The 17241-nt window shown below is 69.6% G+C and carries 13 protein-coding genes; 10 read left to right on the top strand and 3 right to left on the bottom strand.

The features are described from left to right. Window positions 1–237 precede the first annotated feature (237 nt). The gene (locus ACFY01_RS40400; protein ID WP_390740771.1) at window positions 238–4656 is read left to right on the top strand and encodes a hypothetical protein; all 4419 of its coding nucleotides are present in this window, start codon (window positions 238–240) and stop codon (window positions 4654–4656) included. Window positions 4657–4746: 90 nt separating this feature from the next. On the opposite strand, the gene ACFY01_RS40395 is transcribed toward ACFY01_RS40400, so the two are convergent. Further along, a complete protein-coding gene (locus ACFY01_RS40395; protein WP_390740770.1) occupies window positions 4747–7125 on the bottom strand; it encodes a transglycosylase domain-containing protein in 2379 nt (792 codons plus the stop codon). A 231-nt stretch (window positions 7126–7356) separates the two neighbouring features. On the opposite strand from ACFY01_RS40395, the gene ACFY01_RS40390 reads away from it, so the two are divergent. From ACFY01_RS40390 to ACFY01_RS40370, 5 genes are all read left to right on the top strand, one after another. Further along, window positions 7357–8301: an SPFH domain-containing protein gene (locus tag ACFY01_RS40390; protein WP_390740769.1), complete on the top strand. Its 945-nt coding sequence runs from the start codon at window positions 7357–7359 to the stop codon at window positions 8299–8301. Continuing rightward, the gene (locus ACFY01_RS40385; protein WP_390740768.1) at window positions 8298–8540 is read left to right on the top strand and encodes a hypothetical protein; all 243 of its coding nucleotides are present in this window, start codon (window positions 8298–8300) and stop codon (window positions 8538–8540) included. The genes ACFY01_RS40390 and ACFY01_RS40385 overlap by 4 nt, the downstream gene beginning before the upstream one ends. Window positions 8541–8793: 253 nt before the next feature. Further along, window positions 8794–9318 carry a PadR family transcriptional regulator gene (locus tag ACFY01_RS40380; protein ID WP_390740767.1) on the top strand — a complete coding sequence of 175 codons (525 nt, stop codon included), beginning with the start codon at window positions 8794–8796 and terminating at the stop codon, window positions 9316–9318. Further along, window positions 9315–10004: an ABC transporter ATP-binding protein gene (locus ACFY01_RS40375; protein ID WP_390740766.1), complete on the top strand. Its 690-nt coding sequence runs from the start codon at window positions 9315–9317 to the stop codon at window positions 10002–10004. The genes ACFY01_RS40380 and ACFY01_RS40375 overlap by 4 nt, the downstream gene beginning before the upstream one ends. Then, window positions 10001–12331, top strand: coding sequence for an ABC transporter permease (locus ACFY01_RS40370; protein WP_390740765.1), 2331 nt, complete (start codon window positions 10001–10003; stop codon window positions 12329–12331). The genes ACFY01_RS40375 and ACFY01_RS40370 overlap by 4 nt, the downstream gene beginning before the upstream one ends. Window positions 12332–12338: 7 nt before the next feature. Here ACFY01_RS40370 and ACFY01_RS40365 read toward each other — a convergent pair whose 3' ends face one another. After that, window positions 12339–13283, bottom strand: a complete 945-nt coding sequence (locus tag ACFY01_RS40365) for a LysR substrate-binding domain-containing protein (protein ID WP_390740764.1) — start codon at window positions 13281–13283, stop codon at window positions 12339–12341. 138 nt (window positions 13284–13421) lie between these two features. Here ACFY01_RS40365 and ACFY01_RS40360 point away from each other — a divergent pair, with 138 nt between their 5' ends. The 4 genes from ACFY01_RS40360 to ACFY01_RS40345 all read left to right on the top strand — a co-directional run bounded on the left by ACFY01_RS40360 (window position 13422) and on the right by ACFY01_RS40345 (window position 15868). Next, complete coding sequence (locus ACFY01_RS40360) at window positions 13422–13976, top strand: peroxiredoxin (RefSeq protein WP_390740763.1); 555 nt, start codon at window positions 13422–13424, stop codon at window positions 13974–13976. Between the two features lie 6 nt (window positions 13977–13982). Next, window positions 13983–14525 (top strand): alkyl hydroperoxide reductase, encoded by a 543-nt coding sequence (locus tag ACFY01_RS40355; RefSeq protein ID WP_390740762.1) that lies wholly within the window; start codon window positions 13983–13985, stop codon window positions 14523–14525. 273 nt (window positions 14526–14798) lie between these two features. After that, complete coding sequence (locus tag ACFY01_RS40350; RefSeq protein ID WP_390740761.1) at window positions 14799–15338, top strand: hypothetical protein; 540 nt, start codon at window positions 14799–14801, stop codon at window positions 15336–15338. A gap of 77 nt (window positions 15339–15415) precedes the next feature. Continuing rightward, on the top strand, window positions 15416–15868 hold the full coding sequence (locus ACFY01_RS40345; protein ID WP_390740760.1) for a hypothetical protein: 453 nt from the start codon (window positions 15416–15418) through the stop codon (window positions 15866–15868). Here ACFY01_RS40345 and ACFY01_RS40340 read toward each other — a convergent pair. Continuing rightward, window positions 15836–17203, bottom strand: coding sequence for an AI-2E family transporter (locus ACFY01_RS40340; RefSeq protein ID WP_390740759.1), 1368 nt, complete (start codon window positions 17201–17203; stop codon window positions 15836–15838). The genes ACFY01_RS40345 and ACFY01_RS40340 overlap by 33 nt on opposite strands. Window positions 17204–17241: the final 38 nt, after the last annotated feature.

Here is a 17241-nt window from a genome sequence, read left to right as displayed (position 1 = left end):
TCCTCACGAGCGGGCGATCCAGCGAGGGGGACACTTCTGCACGGTGCGCACTGCGCGGCCCCGCCCATGTGAGCGGCGGGTTTCGGCCGCCCACACGTCGGCGCCGATCCCGGGCACCCGCCCTTCCCCCTCCCCCACAGTCTCCTGCCCATCCCCTGTCAGCGGGAACGGGCAGGCCCGCCGCGCCTGGCCCCCAGGAGCGGTAACCAACTCAACGAGAAACGGGGAAAGTCTCTCTTGAGACCCAGAAGAGGAACACTCATATCCCTGGCCGCGGCGGTGACTTCCGCCGCGCTCGCCGGCACGGTGCTGCAAGCCGTGCCCGCCACCGCCACCCCCAGGTCGAACTCCAGTTCAAGCAAGGGCGGGCCGGCCCGGCACGGAGGCGTCAGCGACCCCGACCACAGGCTCGGCAAGGGGTGGCGAACCTCCGACGACCGGGCCGTCACCGCCGCGGCCGACAGCGACGGCTTGCACATCCTGGTCGCCGACAGCGCGAAGGCGTACACGTGGAAGGCCGCCGCGGTCCTCTCCGAGCCGGGCATGCCCGCGGACTCCTGGATCGGCAACCAGTGCCTCATGGACCGCGACCACGTCGCCGCCGTGTACGCGCCGCGCACGTTCACCAACAAGCCGGACCTGATGCAGGGCGGCGCGTTCGCCGCGATCGTGAACCTCGGCACCGGCCAGGTGACGAAGCTGTCGTTCACCGCGTCGCTGGCGTATTTCGACCCCTCGTGCGATCCGACCACGCACACCGCCGCGTTCACCGCGTTCCACGACATGAACGACGCGGCGAGGACCAGGACCCGGGTCGTGACGGTGAACACCGCCGGCAAGACCGTCGTCGAGGCCGCGACGAAGGGTGAGCTGACCGGCGCCGTCCCGGTCAAGGACGGCGCGGTCGCCGCCCTCGGCCGCCGCCTGGTCCATCTCGACCGCTCCGGAAAGGTGAAGAACCTCCTCACGACGGGCGGCGTGGCCTTCGACCTCCACCCGGTGAAGGGCGGAAAGGTCGCCTTCGTCGAGCGCGACGGCAGCACGAGGGCGCGTGCCCGGGTGTGGGGCGGGGACGGCGGGGCGACCACCACGATCGCCACCGGAAAGCTCGGCGACCTCGACCTGAAGCGCGGTGGGGCCGCGCAGGTGTTCCTCACCGGCCATCCCGTCGGCAGCGCGCACACCGCGGGCAGCGGGGTCACCCGGGTGAACGCCCCGGCCGACACGGACATCTCCAGTCAGGGGCGGCTCGCCGTCGAGCCCGTACTAACTCCCGGCGTCCGGGCCGGCATCGAGCGGATCAAGAACGCCGGCAAGGGTTTCACGAAGACCGAGCCGGCCGCGCAGGACGCTCCGGCGCAGGCCCCGGGCACGGTGACCGCGACCACCCCGGTGACGGTCGACTCCATCGCCACCGCCACCGGCTCGAAAATCAGCCAGAAGGTCGCCCCGGCCCCCAGATCCGCCACGAAGGACCGCCTGTCACCCGCGCTGACCGGCGGCAGTGCGTCCGGCTCGGCCGCGGGCAAGCACCGGCAGGGAGCGCGGACCGCGGCCGTCGTGTCGCACGACCCGACCGACCCCGACCGCTGGTGCTCCGTCTCCCGCAACGACGTGGGCGCACAGGCGCTCCAGCCCACTCCCAACCAGGTCGAGTGGGCCGTCGACATGGCCGTACGCGGCAATCTGCGCGCCAGTTACCTCCGGCAGGGCGGCTACCGCAACCAGACCGGGCTGAGCAGCATCGACCCGCAGGGTCTGTTCCCGCCGCCCACCCTGACCGGCGGCGGCCGCATCCCCGCCAACGTGATGCTCGGCATCATGGCCCAGGAATCCAACCTGTGGCAGGCCGAGTCCGGTTCCATCCCCGGCCAGATGGGCAGCCCCCTCGCGGCGGTCGACGGCTACTACGGGCACAAGATCGACCCGGGCATGCCGGAGTCGTACTGGGCCATCAACTGGGACAAGTCCGACTGCGGGTACGGCGTCGGGCAGGTCACCGACGGCATGCGCATCGCCGGTCACGAGAAGCCCGGGGAGACGAGCCTGTCGCCGGCCCTCCAGAAGGCCGTCGCCATCGACTACGCGACCAACATCGCCGCCTCGATGAAGATCCTCGCCGACAAGTGGAACGAGGTCCACAAGGACGGCCAGAAGATCACCGTCAACAACGACGACCCCTCCTACGTGGAGAACTGGTTCACCGCGGTCTGGAACTACAACCTCGGCTTCAACCCGCCCTCCGACGCCTCGAAGCACGACGGGCACTGGGGTCTCGGCTGGTACAACAACCCGGCAAACCCCATCTACAAGAAGAGCTGGAACCACCCGTTCATGGACACGGACGTGGACGGCACCGAAGCCAACCACGACGCCGCGCATCCGCAGGACTGGCCCTACGAGGAGAAGGTGATGGGCTGGGCCGCCTGGTCCATCGACACCGGGTACTCCTACGGCACCGACGGCCGCCAGGACTGGAAGGGCGAATCCGGCTTCTCCTCGGCGGGCTTCCGGCCGGCCTGGTGGAACACCACGGCCGCGCGCAGCCAGGTCTCGCCGCCGCTCAGCTCCTTCTGCAACAGCGACAACAACTGCGACCCGGCCACGCCGCCGGACTGCGGCACGGAAGCCTGTTACGCGAAGTACTGGTTCAACAAGCCCAACGTCACGTGGAAGACGACCTGCGCCACCCAGTGCGGGCACGAACTGATCAAGTACCAGACCCTGATCCCGGAACCGGGGCGTGGCTACCGCCTCAAGAACGGCATGCCCGTCTGCACCGGCCAGCCGGCCGGCGCGCACGTCGTCGCGTCGGTGCCCAACGGCACCGAGACGTGGGGCGACTGCGGACAGGCCACGTCCTCCGGCAGCTTCCAGTTCACCTTCAACCCGTCCACCACGGGCACCCACTACGAGGCGAAGGCCGACCTGCACCAGGTCGGCGGCGGCTTCGGCGGTCACTTCTGGTACACCCACACCCGCGACGAGGACCATCTCGGCGGCCCGGACGGCCTGATGAACATCAACGGCACCTGGACGCTCGGCGAGCAGATGGACCTGGCCCAGGTCTGGGCCCACATCCCCGACACGGGCGCGCAGGCCAAGCGGGTGCACTATGTCGTCGAAGGGGCCTCGGGCGGGCCTTATGACCGCTACGTCAACCAGGACGCCAGCAACGGCAAGTGGGTGTCCCTGGGCGCCTACAAGTTCACCTCCACTCCCAAGGTGACCCTGTCGAACTACACCCCCGACGGGACCGGCGACGACGACGTGGCCTTCGGCGCCATCGCCTTCCAGCCCGTCACCGGCAAGTTCGTCCGACGCACCCTGACCGCGGCCGCGATCTTCGACCCGAACCAGGAGCTCAACCAGAACTGGCCGGTGGCCAACGAGTTCGACACGCCCCTGCGTTCGATGAAGTCGCTGTACGAGTGGGCCCTGGGTCTCGCCGACGAAGGCCACCTGTGGGACAACGACGACCCGTCGGTGCGCGTGCAGGGCCTCACCTCCTGGAACCGGTGCAACCCCGTGGGACACGAGGAGTGCACCGGCCCGCAGACGTACGACGCGGCCAAGAAGTGGGGCGACGACATCAAGGCGGGCGGCTACACGCCCAACGCCGACGGCTCCGCGCCGGCGATGTCGATTCCCGTCTGGATGGGCATGTCCAACCGGCGCCCCGATCCGTCGCTGCCGGCCAGCCAGGCGTACAAGAGCGACAACAGTTACAAGATCAAGAGCGATATCGTCGTGACGTTCGTGGTCGGTGACAACGGGAAGATCATCCCCGGCAGCGAAGGATCGAGCTACCGGGTCCGGGTCGGCAACGCCCACCTCCCGTACTTCGTGACCGACATCATGAAGGCCATCGAGGCGGACTACGGCATCCCGAAGCCGGACATCGACTACACCACCCAGGACGCGCTGGAGTACGGCAACGTGCTCACCGCCCACCCCTACACCGACGGCGACACCCCCGGCCAGGCGTACTTCCCCCACTTCCGGGGCGCCCGCCTGAACTCGGACAACACCTGCGTCGACGTCCGGGCCGTCGGCGGCGGCGTGCACGGCTACCGGGCGATGATCGGCCACAAGTACATCAACGACAACGTCAAGGCCTGGGTCGACAAGATCAACAACAGCCCGGACACCAACTACTCCGTGCGTCGCTTCGCCGGGGACGTCTACTCGATGTTCTTCAAGAACGACGGCGGCAACAACATCTTCGGCAGCATGATCGGCAACGCTCCGCCGATCTGGCAGGACGTCGCCGCCGCCTTCTGCGCCGACGGCAGCGTGAAGCCGACGCACCTTCAGAACGACGGGGACGCCACCCCGTCCAACGGCATGGTCTTCCAGAGCTACATGCCCGACCTGTACGTGTACGTCGACGACAAGATGACCGACAACCTCGGCCGGCCCTCCGCCGCGCGGGTCAGGGGCGGAGACTGGAAGGACTTCTCGAACCTCCCGGCGACCGCTCCCAACGGCAACGCGTTCGGGCCCTGTGACGCCTTTCACCGCGGCAGCGGCGGGAACCCCTGGGACGTCTCGCCGCCGGTGCCCGTCATCGGAGACGGCCCCGGCAACCGGCCGTCGAGCGTCACCCACTGCGACGACTCGTCGGTGAAGTTCACCGACAACCTGACGCCCTGACGTCCTGACGTCCTGACAACAGGAAGGGCGCCCGGTTCCCAGCGGGCGCCCTTCCGCGTTCCTTCCGCGTTCCTTCCGTGTTCCTTCCGCCTACTGGCCTTCGGGCTTCAGCGGGTTGAGCGGGTCGTCCGGGTTGCCGGTCGTCGCCGAGTTCGACGGACTCGGCGGCTGCGACGACGACGGGGGCGCGGACGACGACGGCGGCGCGCTGCTGGTCGCCGGGGTCGACGGGGGCGCGGACGACGGGGAGTGAGAGCTCGGCGGGGCCGAGGACGGCGGCGCGGACGTGCTCGCGGTCGGCGGCTGGGAGAAGGTGGCGCTCTCCGTCGGCTCGACCGCCGCGCCCTGCGTGGTGTCGAGGTCGAACTTCGCCCCGTCCGTGACACCGAAGGTGTACGCCGCCCAGATCTGCGCCGGGATGGTGCCGCCGTTCACTCGGCCGCCGCCCATCGTGCCTTTCAGCGAGACATGGTCGCCCTTCTTGACCGGCTTGCCGTCGCAGCCGATGCCCCCGGCCTTGTACGCCTCGCCGAACATGCCGACCGAGGTGACCAGGTCCGGCGTGTAACCGGTGAACCAGGCCGAGCGGTTGCAGTCGGACGTGCCGGTCTTGCCCGCCACCTGCTGTCCGTCGCGGAGCGGGTTCTTCGCCACGGAGGTCTGGGCCGTACCGTCGTCGACCACCCCGGTCAGCACGGAGGTCACCGAGTCGGCGGCCTTCCGGCTGATCACGTCGCTGCCGATCGGGTCGTCCATCTCGATCGTGCTGCCCTTCTTCTCCGCGGACTTGACGATGGTCGGCGTGACCTTCTTGCCGTGGTTGTCGAAGGTGGCGTAGATCCCGGCCATCTCCAGCGGGCTGGCGCCCATGGAGCCCAGTGTCTGCGCGGGCACCGCCTGCATGCCCTCGGTGTCCATGCCGAGCTTGTCCGCCGTCTCCATGACCTGCTTCATGCCCACGTCGACGCCCATCTGCGCGAAGACGGAGTTGACGGACATGTTCATCGCCTGCTGGACGGTGATCTTCCCGTAGTCGTGATTGTCCTCGTTCGGCGGGCCGAAACCGACCTTGGCGCCGTGGTCGAGGACCTGGCGGCCGCTGGTGCCGTCGTAGACGGTGTCGGCGGTGATCGGCTTGTCGGTCTGCGTCGTGGCGTTGTCCTCCAACGCGGCGGCGAAGATGATCGGTTTGAACGTGGAGGCGGGCTGGTAGTCCCGGCGCGTGGCGTTGCTGTAGTAGTGCTTGAAGTAGTCCTGGCCGCCGTACAGGGCGACGATCTTCCCCGTCTTGGGGTCCACGGACACGGCGCCGGCCTGGACGTCGCCGTCGACCTTGTGCTTCTTCTTGTCGAGCTTGCTCGTCAGCTGGGCCTTGACGGCCTTCTCCAGCGCGGCCTGCTTCTTACTGTCGACGTTCAGGGTGATGGTCCAGCCCTGCCGTACGACCTTGGCCTCGGCGTCGGACTGGGACAGGCCCTCCTTCTTCATCAGCTGCTGCTCCAGCTGCGCGTTGGCGAGAGCGACCAGGTAGCCCTTCTGCCCGCCCATACCGGGGGCGCCCTTGGGCTCCTTGGGAGTCGGGAACGTCATGGCCCGGCGCTTGGCGGAGTCCAGCCAGTGCTCCTCGACCATGTTGTCCAGGACGTAGTTCCAGCGTGCCTTCACCAGCTTCTTGCCGGTTTTGGTGGCGACCGCCCAGTCGTACTGGCTCGGCGCCTGGAGCAGCGCGGCGAGGTAGGCGCCCTGCTCGACGCTGAGCTTCTGTGCGTCGACGCCGTAGTAGGCCTGGGCGGCGGCCTGGATGCCGTAGGCGCCGCGGCCGTAGTAGCTGGTGTTGATGTAGCCGGCGAGGATGTCGTCCTTGTGCTCCTCGCGGTCCACCTTCAACGAGATGACCAGTTCCTTCAGCTTGCGCGTGACGGTCTGGTCCTGGTCGAGGTAGTAGTTCTTGACGTACTGCTGGGTGATCGTCGAACCACCCTGCTTACCCTTGCCGGACAGGGTGTTGATCAGGCCTCGGGCGGTGCCTCGGAGGTCGACGCCGGAGTCGTGGTAGAAGCTCTTGTTCTCCGCCGCCACGAAGGTCAACTGGACCTTCCTCGGCACCTTCGACAGGTCCACGGACTCCCGGTTGATCTCGCCGTCGCGGGCCAGGATCTTGCCGTCGCTGTACTTGTAGACGTTGCTCTCGCCCTGCGCGAGCTTGTTGGCCGACGCGGGGATGTCGACGGCCAGGTACAGCGCGATGAATCCGCCGATGCACAGCAGGCAGAACCCGAAGAACGTGCCGAGGATCTTCTTCCAGGTGAACAGCCTGCGTATTCGGCCCTTCGCGGGCTTGCCGGTCGCCGCGGCGCGGGTGGTTTTGGCCGTGGGCTGGGCGTTCGCCGTGGGCTCCGAGCGGTGGCGCCTGGGCGCCGCGCGGCGGCCACCGCGCTGTCGCGCTCGTCTCTCTTCCGCTCGTCCCATGAGTACCTACGCTCCGCTTCCGTCTCAGGTCAGCTCAGAAAGCTAACACCGCTCTATATGACAAAGGAGGTTCGATCCGCTCTTTTACGGACGTGACAATCAGCACGCCGTCCCAAGGGAACCGACGGTTTGCGGGGTTGGAGGGTTGCTCGGGCGGGGTAAAGTGATATCACTTAGCTAGAACGAAGCTAGGCACTGAAGGCCGGTGCCTACGAGAACGGGGGCCCATCCATGTCCACCACGCCCACGCACGACACGTCCGCCACCGCCGATGTACCCGAGATGCCCGCCCCGCGCGTACGGGAGTTCACGGCGCACAGCATCGACGGTGGCCTGGCCCTGCTGTTCGGCCTGCTGGGACTGCTGCTCGGCGCCGGCATGATCGTCACCGCCACGGCCGTCACGGCGAGCGGCGGCAAGGCCGCGCTGATCGTCGGCGGCATCCTGGTCGGTATCGCCGCGTTCCTCGCGATGTGCGGGCTGAACACGGTGGCGCCGGGCGAGGCGCGGGTGGTCCAGCTCTTCGGGCGGTACCGGGGGACGATCCGCGAGGACGGGCTCCGCTGGGTGAACCCGTTCACCTCGCGCACGAAGATATCCACGCGGGTCCGCAACCACGAGACCGCCGTACTGAAGGTCAACGACGCCTACGGCAACCCGATCGAGCTGGCCGCGGTCGTGGTCTGGAAGGTCCAGGACACCGCCCAGGCGACCTTCGAGGTGGACGACTACACGGAGTTCGTCGCCACGCAGACCGAGACGGCCGTGCGGCACATCGCCATCGAGTACCCCTACGACGCCCACGAGGAGGACGGCCTCTCGCTGCGCGGCAACGCCGAGGAGATCACCGAGAAGCTCGCGGTGGAGCTGCACGCGCGCGTGGAGGCGGCCGGAGTGCGGATCATCGAGTCGCGGTTCACGCATCTCGCGTACGCTCCCGAGATCGCCTCGGCGATGCTCCAGCGGCAGCAGGCCGGCGCGGTGGTCTCCGCGCGGCGGCAGATCGTGGACGGGGCGGTCGGCATGGTCGAGGCGGCGCTCGCCCGGATCGCGGAGCGGGACATCGTGGAACTGGACGAGGAGCGCAAGGCGGCGATGGTGTCCAACCTCATGGTCGTACTGTGCGGTGACCGCGCGCCGCAGCCCGTACTGAACACAGGGACCCTTTACCAGTGACAGATCCCTCCGGGGGTTCGGCCCCCCAGCGTCGGCCGCAGCAGCGCAAGCAGGTGCTGCTGCGGCTGGACCCGTCGGTGTACGAGGCGCTGGCCCGCTGGGCCGGGGACGAGCTGCGGTCGGCGAACGCCCAGATCGAATTCCTCCTCCGCAAGGCACTGGCCGAGTCAGGCCGCCTACCGAAGGAAACCGGCCCCCTCCCCCGCCGCGGCCGCCCACCCACGGGCCCCGCCGCATAACCCCCCGGCGGCCGCGTCAGCACAATCGCGTACCGCTGCGGCCGACCCCGCCGGTGCACGGGGCCCGGGCTTGGCGAGTCGGGCTCGGCGGGGCGGGCGGGAGCCGAGCGGTGCCGGGCTGGGGCGGTCGCCGGGCCGCTACGTATAGCAGAACCGTGACAATCGGCTCCCACCTGCGTGGACGCACGGGCTGCCACGGGGTACACACGGCGCGTATACATGCGGCGTATACACCATGTGTAGAGTCCTCGGCATGTCCATCGGTCACACCCTTCTGGGGCTCCTGGAGTCAGGCCCGCGACACGGCTACGACCTGAAGCGGGCCTTCGACGAGAAGTTCGGTCACGACCGGCCGCTGCACTACGGCCAGGTCTACTCGACGATGTCCCGACTGCTGAGGAACGGCCTCGTCGAGGTCGACGGGATCGAGGCCGGCGACGGCCCCGAGCGCAAGCGGTACGCGATCACCGACGCCGGCGTCACCGACGTGGAGCGGTGGCTGGCGACGCCGGAGCAGCCGGAGCCGTACCTCCAGTCGACCCTGTACACCAAGGTCGTCCTCGCGCTGCTGACCCACCGGAACGCGGCCGACATCCTCGACATCCAGCGCGCCGAGCACCTGCGCAGCATGCGGATCCTGACCGACCGCAAGCGCAAGGGCGACCTGACGGACCAGCTGATCTGCGACCACGCCCTGTTCCACCTCGAGGCCGACCTGCGCTGGCTGGAGCTGACCGCCGCGCGCCTCGACAAACTCCGTGAGGCGGTTGCCCGATGACTCCTCCCCCCGGCTCCCTGCTCACCGCAGAGGACCTGCGCAAGGCCTACGGCCCCACCCTCGCGCTCGACGGCGCCGAGTTCTCCATCCACCCCGGCGAGGTCGTCGCGGTGATGGGCCCCTCGGGGTCCGGCAAATCCACGCTGCTGCACTGCCTCGCCGGCATCGTGCCGCCCGACTCGGGCTCGATCACCTACGACGGCCGGGAGCTCGCCACGATGAGCGACGCCGAGCGCAGTGCGCTCAGGCGCAGCGAGTTCGGGTTCGTGTTCCAGTTCGGCCAGCTGGTGCCCGAACTGACCTGCGTGGAGAACGTGGCGCTGCCGCTGCGGCTGAACGGCACGCCCCGCAAGCAGGCCGAGCGGGCCGCGCTCACCTGGATGGAACGGCTGGAGGTCGACGACCTCGAGGGCAAGCGGCCCGGCGAGGTCTCCGGCGGTCAGGGGCAGCGGGTCGCCGTGGCACGGGCGCTCGTCACCGGGCCCCGGGTGCTGTTCGCCGACGAGCCGACCGGCGCGCTCGACTCGCTCAACGGCGAGCGGGTGATGGAGCTGCTGACGGACGCGGCCCGGTCGACCAACGCGGCCGTCGTGCTGGTGACGCACGAGGCCCGGGTGGCCGCCTACTCCGACCGCGAGATCGTCGTACGGGACGGCAAGTCGCGGGACATGGAGCGGGCCGTATGAGCGTCGGCCAGTGGTCCAGGGATCTGGCCATGGGGGTCCGGTTCGCCGTCGTCGGCGGACGCGAGGGCTGGGTACGGATGCTGCTGACCGGCGTCGGCGTCGGGCTCGGCGTGGCGCTGCTGCTGCTGACGACGGCGATACCGAACGCGCTGTCGGTGCGGCACGAGCGCGAGGAGGCGCGGCTGGACTACACGTACAGCTCGAAGACGCTGCCCAAGGCGGACGACACCCTCGTCATCGCCGACATCGACTCCACCTTCCGGAACAGCGACGTCCGCGGGCGCCTGGTGGAGCCGGAGGGGCCGCACGCGCCGCTGCCGCCGGGCCTGGAGCGGTACCCGGCGGCCGGCGAGATGGTGGTCTCCCCGGCGCTGAAGTCGCTGCTCGGCTCCGACGACGGGAAGCTGCTGCGGCAGCGGCTGCCGTACCGGATCACCGGGACCATCGGGGAGTCCGGGCTGGTCGGCTCGCACGAACTCGCCTACTACGCGGGCGCCAAGGGGCTCGCGGCCCAGATCAACCACTCCCAGGTGGACCGCATCGACCGCTACGGCGACCCGAACCCGACGCCGGACGAGACCGACCCGGTGCTGGTCCTGCTCACCCTCGTCGTCTTCATCGTGCTGCTGACGCCGGTCGCCGTGTTCATCGCCGCGGCCGTGCGGTTCGGCGGCGAGCGGCGCGACCGCAGGCTGGCCGCGCTCCGGCTGGTCGGCTCCGACAGCCGGATGACCCGCCGGATCGCCGCGGGCGAGGCCCTCGCGGGCGCACTGCTCGGTCTGGTCCTCGGCACGGTGTTCTTCCTGATCGGCCGTGAGGCGGCGGGCTCCGTCGAGCTCCTGGACATCAGCGTCTTCCCCAGCTACCTCAACCCCTCCCCCCTGCTCGCCGTGCTGGTCGCGGTCGCGGTCCCGGCGGCGGCCGTGGCGGTCACGCTGTTCGCGATGCGCGGGGTGGTCGTCGAGCCGCTGGGCGTGGTCCGTACGGCACGGCCGGCGCGCCGGCGCCTGTGGTGGCGGCTGCTGCTGCCGCTGGCCGGGCTCGGGATGCTGTACCCGATGGTCGGCAAGGGCCGCGGGAACGGGAACTTCAACCAGTACCTGGTCTCCGGCGGTGTCCTCCTGCTGCTGATCGGTGTCACCGCGCTGCTGCCATGGGTGGTGGAGACGGTCGTCGCCCGGCTGGGATCCGGCGGTGTCGCCTGGCAACTCGCCGTACGGCGACTTCAGTTGAGCAGTGGCACGGCCGCGCGTCTGGTGAACGGCATCGCGGTCGCGGTGGCCGGCGCGATCGCCCTCCAGATGCTGTTCGCCGGGGTGGACAGCGACTACACCAAGCAGTCGAAGAACGACCTGTCGCGGGCGCAGATGGAGGTGTCCGTGCCGAGCGGGGTGCAACTGACCGCGGCGGCCGAGAAGTTCTCGGCCACCAAGGGCGTGCGCAAGGCCACCGCCCTGGCCTCCGGCGAGCTGGCGACCACGCGCAGGGATCCGGAGACCTCCAGCCTGCTCACCGTCGGCGACTGCGCCGCCCTGCGCGAGGTGGCCACGCTGCCCTCCTGCCGGGACGGTGACGTCTTCGTCGTCCATGGCGGCGAGGGCGACAGAGACACGCCGAAACTCGCGCGTCCCGGCCGAACGCTGTACTTCGACCCGACGTACTCCGGTGAGCGGGGCGTCGAGGCCGCCTGGACCGTACCCCAGGACATCAAGCAGGCCCAGTCCGTCAAGGACCCGACGAACGTGCGGCGCGGCGGCTTCCTGATGACTCCCGGCGCCGTGCCCGCGCGGGTGGCGGACACGCTGTACCGGCGCGTCTACCTGTCGCTGGACGAGTCCGTACCGGACGTGAAGGAGTACGCGCGCAACACGGCGGCGGAGCTCTCGCCGGCGTCGGACGTCATGGAGTGGTCGGCCAACACGCAGTCGAAGCAGTTCACGTCCATCCGCACCGGCCTGCTCGTCGGCGCCGCCTGCGTGCTGGTGCTGATCGGCACGAGCCTGCTGGTGTCGCAGCTGGAGCAGCTGCGCGAGCGCAGGAAGCTGCTCTCCGCCCTGGTCGCCTTCGGCACCCGGCGCCGCACGCTGGGCCTGTCGGTGCTGTGGCAGACGGCCGTCCCGATCGCCCTGGGCCTGCTCCTCGCCTCGGCGGTGGGTCTGACCCTGGGCGCGGTACTGCTCCGTATGACGGCCACACCGGTGCGCGTCGACTGGGCGAGCGTCCTGTCGATGACCGGCGTGGGCGCGGCGGTGGTCCTCACGGTGACCCTGCTCAGCCTGCCGCCCCTGCTGCGGCTGATGCGGCCGGAGGGGCTGCGGACGGAGTGAGGCGGTACTAGGCCCTGTCCAGGACCCTCACGGGCAGCGGCCGCAGTGCCTCGCGCAGTGCGGCCGCCAGCTCTTGGTACTCCGCGCCGCGGGCCGCGCCGGCGCGCATGGCGAGGGCGACGCGGCGGCAGGGCGCGGGTTCGGCGAAGTAGCCGGTGAGGAGCTGGTTGCTGCGGGTCGTCTCGACCTTGAGGGCGGTGCTCGGGAGCAGGGTGCAGCCGAGTCCCCCGGCGACGAGCTGGACCAGGGTGGACAGGCCGGCGGCCGTGGTGGTGACCGGGGCGTCCTCCCGTCCGGCCTCGCGGCAGATGTCGAGCGCCTGGTCGCGCAGGCAGTGGCCCTCGTCCAGGAGCAGCAGGTTGAGGTCCTTCAGGGCCTCGCGCGGGATGCCCTCGCGGCCGCCGAGCCAGTGGTCGGGTGGCGTGACGAGCACGAAGTCCTCGTCGAACAGGGGGAGTTCGACGACCCCGGGCACGCCGAGCGGGACGGCGAGCAGCAGCAGATCGAGGCGCCCGCTGGTCAGCCCCTCGATGAGGTTGGCGGTCTGCTCCTCGTGCACCTGGAGGTCGAGGTGCGGGTAGCGGTCGTGGACCAGGTCGATGACGGTGGGCAGCAGGTAGGGCGCGACGGTGGGGATGACCCCCAGCCGCAGCACCCCGGTGAACGGGGCCCGGACCGCCTCGGCCTCCTCCAGCAGCGCCCCGACCTCGTCCAGCACCGCCTTCGCCCGTACGGCGAGGCGCTCACCGGCGGGCGAGAGCAGCACCTTGCGGGTCGTACGCTCGAGGAGCGTGACCCCGAGGGTCTCCTCCAGGGAGGACACCGCCCCGGACAGCGCGGGCTGGCTCATGCCGATGGCGGCCGCCGCGTCCCGGAAGTGCAGGTACTCGGCGACGGCGGCGAACGCGCGCAACTGGGACAGGCTGGGCTGGCGCCGTTTGCCGCCACTCATGGTCACTGATAGCCACCTCCGATCAACCCGACCAAGTGTAGCTATTTCCCGGATCAATGCACTCTGTGCCAACATCGAGAACGTCCAACCCATGGGAAACACCGCAATACGGGTGTTTCCTCGCTGCAAGGAGAGCGTGTGCTCACTGTCGGTGACAAGTTCCCCGAGTTCGAACTGACCGCCTGCGTCTCGCTGGAGAAGGGCAAGGAGTTCGACACGATCAACCACAAGACCTACGAGGGCAAGTGGAAGATCGTCTTTGCATGGCCCAAGGACTTCACCTTCGTGTGCCCGACCGAGATCGCGGCCTTCGGCAAGCTGAACGACGAGTTCGCCGACCGTGACGCCCAGGTGCTCGGCTTCTCCGGCGACTCCGAGTTCGTGCACCACGCCTGGCGCAAGGACCACGACGACCTGCGCGACCTGCCGTTCCCGATGATGGCCGACTCCAAGCACGAGCTGATGCGGGACCTCGGCATCGAGGGCGAGGACGGCTTCGCCAAGCGCGCCGTCTTCATCGTCGACCAGAACAACGAGATCCAGTTCTCCATGGTCACGGCGGGCTCGGTCGGCCGTAACCCCAAGGAGGTCCTGCGGGTGCTGGACGCGCTCCAGACGGACGAGCTCTGCCCGTGCAACTGGAGCAAGGGCGACGAGACGCTCGACCCGGTCAAGCTGCTGGCCGGGGAGTGACCTGACATGTCGATCGACTCCCTCAAGTCCCGGGTACCGGACTACGCCAAGGACCTGAAGCTCAACCTGGGCTCGGTCATCGGCAATTCCGAGCTTCCGGCGCAGCAGCTGTGGGGCACGGTGCTGGCGACGGCGATCGCCTCCCGCTCCCCGATCGTGCTGCGCGAGCTGGAGCCCGAGGCGAAGGCGAACCTGACGCCGGAGGCGTACACGGCCGCGAAGTCGGCCGCCGCCGTCATGGCGATGAACAACGTCTTCTACCGCACCCGTCACCTGCTGTCGGACCACGAGTACGGCACCCTGCGGGCGGGTCTGCGGATGAACGTCATCGGCAACCCCGGCGTCGACAAGGTCGACTTCGAGCTGTGGTCCTTCGCGGTCTCCGCCATCAACGGCTGCGGCATGTGCCTCGACTCGCACGAGCAGGTGCTCCGCAAGGCGGGCATCGACCGCGAGGTCATCCAGGAGGCCTTCAAGATCGCGTCCGTGATCCAGGCGGTGGGCGTGACCCTGGAGGCCGAGGCGGTCATGGCCGAGGCGGCCGAGTAACCCGCTCCAGACGCGTCACGGCCCCTGCCCATCCGCTGGGCAGGGGCCGTCGTGCACCCGCCTGTGTGACATGAACCACTCATTCCGGCGGGGCCGGAAACCATGGGTGAACAAGTCATCGAACGATGTCCGATACTTCCCTCCGGGCGAGGAAGCTGCACACGCGCAGAGTCATAACGGAGTTGAGCTCTCCACTTCACCGCCGTCCGACTGATCGACAGCGTCGAAGACGATCTGATTAGCTCCCGGGGACCACATTCCTAGGGGGATCTCATGTCCATTCGAAGCCGTGTCTCGTCGAGGACCGCGCTCGCCGCCGCCGTGGCCGGCCTGGGCCTCATCGGTGTGACCGCTCCGCAGGTCGCCGCCGCCGACCAGCCGGTGCCCAGCGTCTCCGTCAAGGCCGACAAGAACACGAAGGCGATCGCGGCGGCACAGCCCACCGCTGTCGCCGCCGCCGCGACCGTCTGCGGTACGGGATACAACCTCTACAAGGCGGAACAGCTGCCCGACGCGTCGCGCAAGGGAACCCTCTTCGTCTACGTCAAGGGCAGCAACCCCGCGAGCAACGACGCTCCCACGTGCGCCATCCTCGACAACAACACGACGACCGCGAAGTGGATGAAGATCAAGCTCTGTTCGAACTACACGGCGGAGGGCTGCGCGCAGGACTCGGGCACCTTCTCCGAGTACGCGGGCCCCGTCTACCGTAACCACGGCGGCTGCGGCACGGTCACGTCGCTGATGAAGTCCTCCTCCAGCTCGAGCACCTACATCATCAACAACGTCCAGGACAGCACGAACTGCAACTAGCAGGCGCCGTACGAAGCTCGGGGGCCTGAGTATCCGTACTCAGGCCCCCGGTCGTCGCATACGGAAGGCTGCGGGGCATGACCATCCCCCGCACCGAACCAGGGGCCGCCCTGCCGCGGGTGCTGGGCGCCGCCGCCACGGGAGCGGCTCTGGCCACCGGCGCCCTCGCCTACCTCTCATGGGTCGGGCGGCGCAGCGACCGGATCTGCCGGACGACCGACGGCCCCTGCGTCACCGGATGGAACCTGACAGCCCTCCCACTCCTGTTCGCGGGCTCCCTGATCGTGCTGCTCGTCGTGTACAAGAGGCTGGGCATCGGGCCACGGCACGCCGTCGTCCCGCCGACGCTCGTGCCGGCGCCGGTTCTTCTGTCGGCCGCGCACACGACGGCCGGCTGGTGGGCCGTCGCCCTCGCGGGCGGGGCCTGGTCGTACTCGTGCGCGCTCGCGGCGTGGAGCCGCTACCGGATACCGGCCCTCGCGGCCTCGGCCGTGCTGCTACTCGCCGCCATGGTCGCCCTCTACGGCTGACGGCTCGCTGCGGTTCGCGACCGCTTCCGCCGAGTACCCGCGCAGATACCCCACCACCGTGTTCGTCACGGCCACCAGCGGTACGGCCACCACCGCGCCGCCGATGCCGGCCACCATGCCGCCGGCCGCGACCGTGAGGACGACGGCCAGCGGGTGGACGCGGACCGCGCGGCCGAGGATGAACGGCTGGAGGACGTGGCCCTCGATCTGCTGGACGGCGAGCACGACCGCCAGGGTCATGACGGCCGTGAAGACGCCCTGGGTCACCAGCGCCACGATCACCGCGAGCGCGCCGGAGGCGACGGCGCCGACGAGCGGGATGAACGAGAACAGGAAGATGAACACGGCCAGCGGGACGGCCATCGGCACGTTGAGGAAGTAGATGCCGATGCCGATGAAGATCGCGTCGATCAGGGCGACCAGGACCGTGCCGCGCACATAGGCGGTCAGGGTGCGCCAGGCGCGCGGACCGGCGCCGGCCACACCCGGGCGGGCCGCGGCGGGCACCAGCTTCAGGAACCACTCCCAGATGCGCTTGCCGTCGTAGAGGAGGAACAGGGTCGAGAAGAACACCAGCAGGATGCCGGTGAGGGCCTCGATGATGACCTGGACGCCCTCCAGGCCCGCGGACGTGATCTGGTCGGCGTTGGCGCCGATCGCCTCGCGGAGGTTCTTCGCGATCTGGTTGATCTGCTTGTCCGTGACGTGGAACGGGCTCTTCAGCAGCCAGTCGCGCAGGTCGTCGATGCCGGACTGGATCTGGGTGGAGAGCGTGTCGATGTTCTCGATGACCTGCCAGGTCACGAACCAGCCCATGAGCCCGATGACGACGAACCCGCTGATGGCGGTGAGCGCGGTGGCCGGGCCGCGCGGCACTCCGCGGCGGGTGAGCCGGGCGACCGTCGGCTGGAGCAGCGCGGTCACCAGCAGGGCGATGACGAAGGCGAACACCACCAGCTGGATAGCGCTGATGACCCGCATCAGGACCCACAGGGTGCCGGCGAGGACCAGCAGCCGCCACCCGGCTTCGGCCGCCACCCGCACTCCCCAGGGCACGGCCTCGGCGGGGTCGGGGCGGGGACCGGCCGGGGGCGCGGCCCTGCGGGCGGGCGGTGCGGGGGCCGCGTCGCGGGCGGGGGGCGCTTCGGGCGCGGGGGCCGATTCGGCGGCGGGGGCCGCGTCGACGGCGGGGCCGGCGGCGGTGGGTTCCGGCAGGGTGGCCGGGGAATCCGGGGCGTTCTCGCGCTCCACCTCGACGCGCCGCTCGTCCAGGCGCTCGCTCATCTCGGTGAGACCGGCGCCGAGCTTGCCGAGCCACCCTGGCACTCGTGACATGATGCGTCCTTTTCCCCCGCGTCCCTCGTGTCCCCGGG

Source organism: Streptomyces sp. NPDC001480, assembly GCF_042894725.1.
Taxonomy (GTDB): domain Bacteria; phylum Actinomycetota; class Actinomycetes; order Streptomycetales; family Streptomycetaceae; genus Streptomyces.
This window is presented reverse-complemented; position numbering and strand designations above follow the sequence as displayed.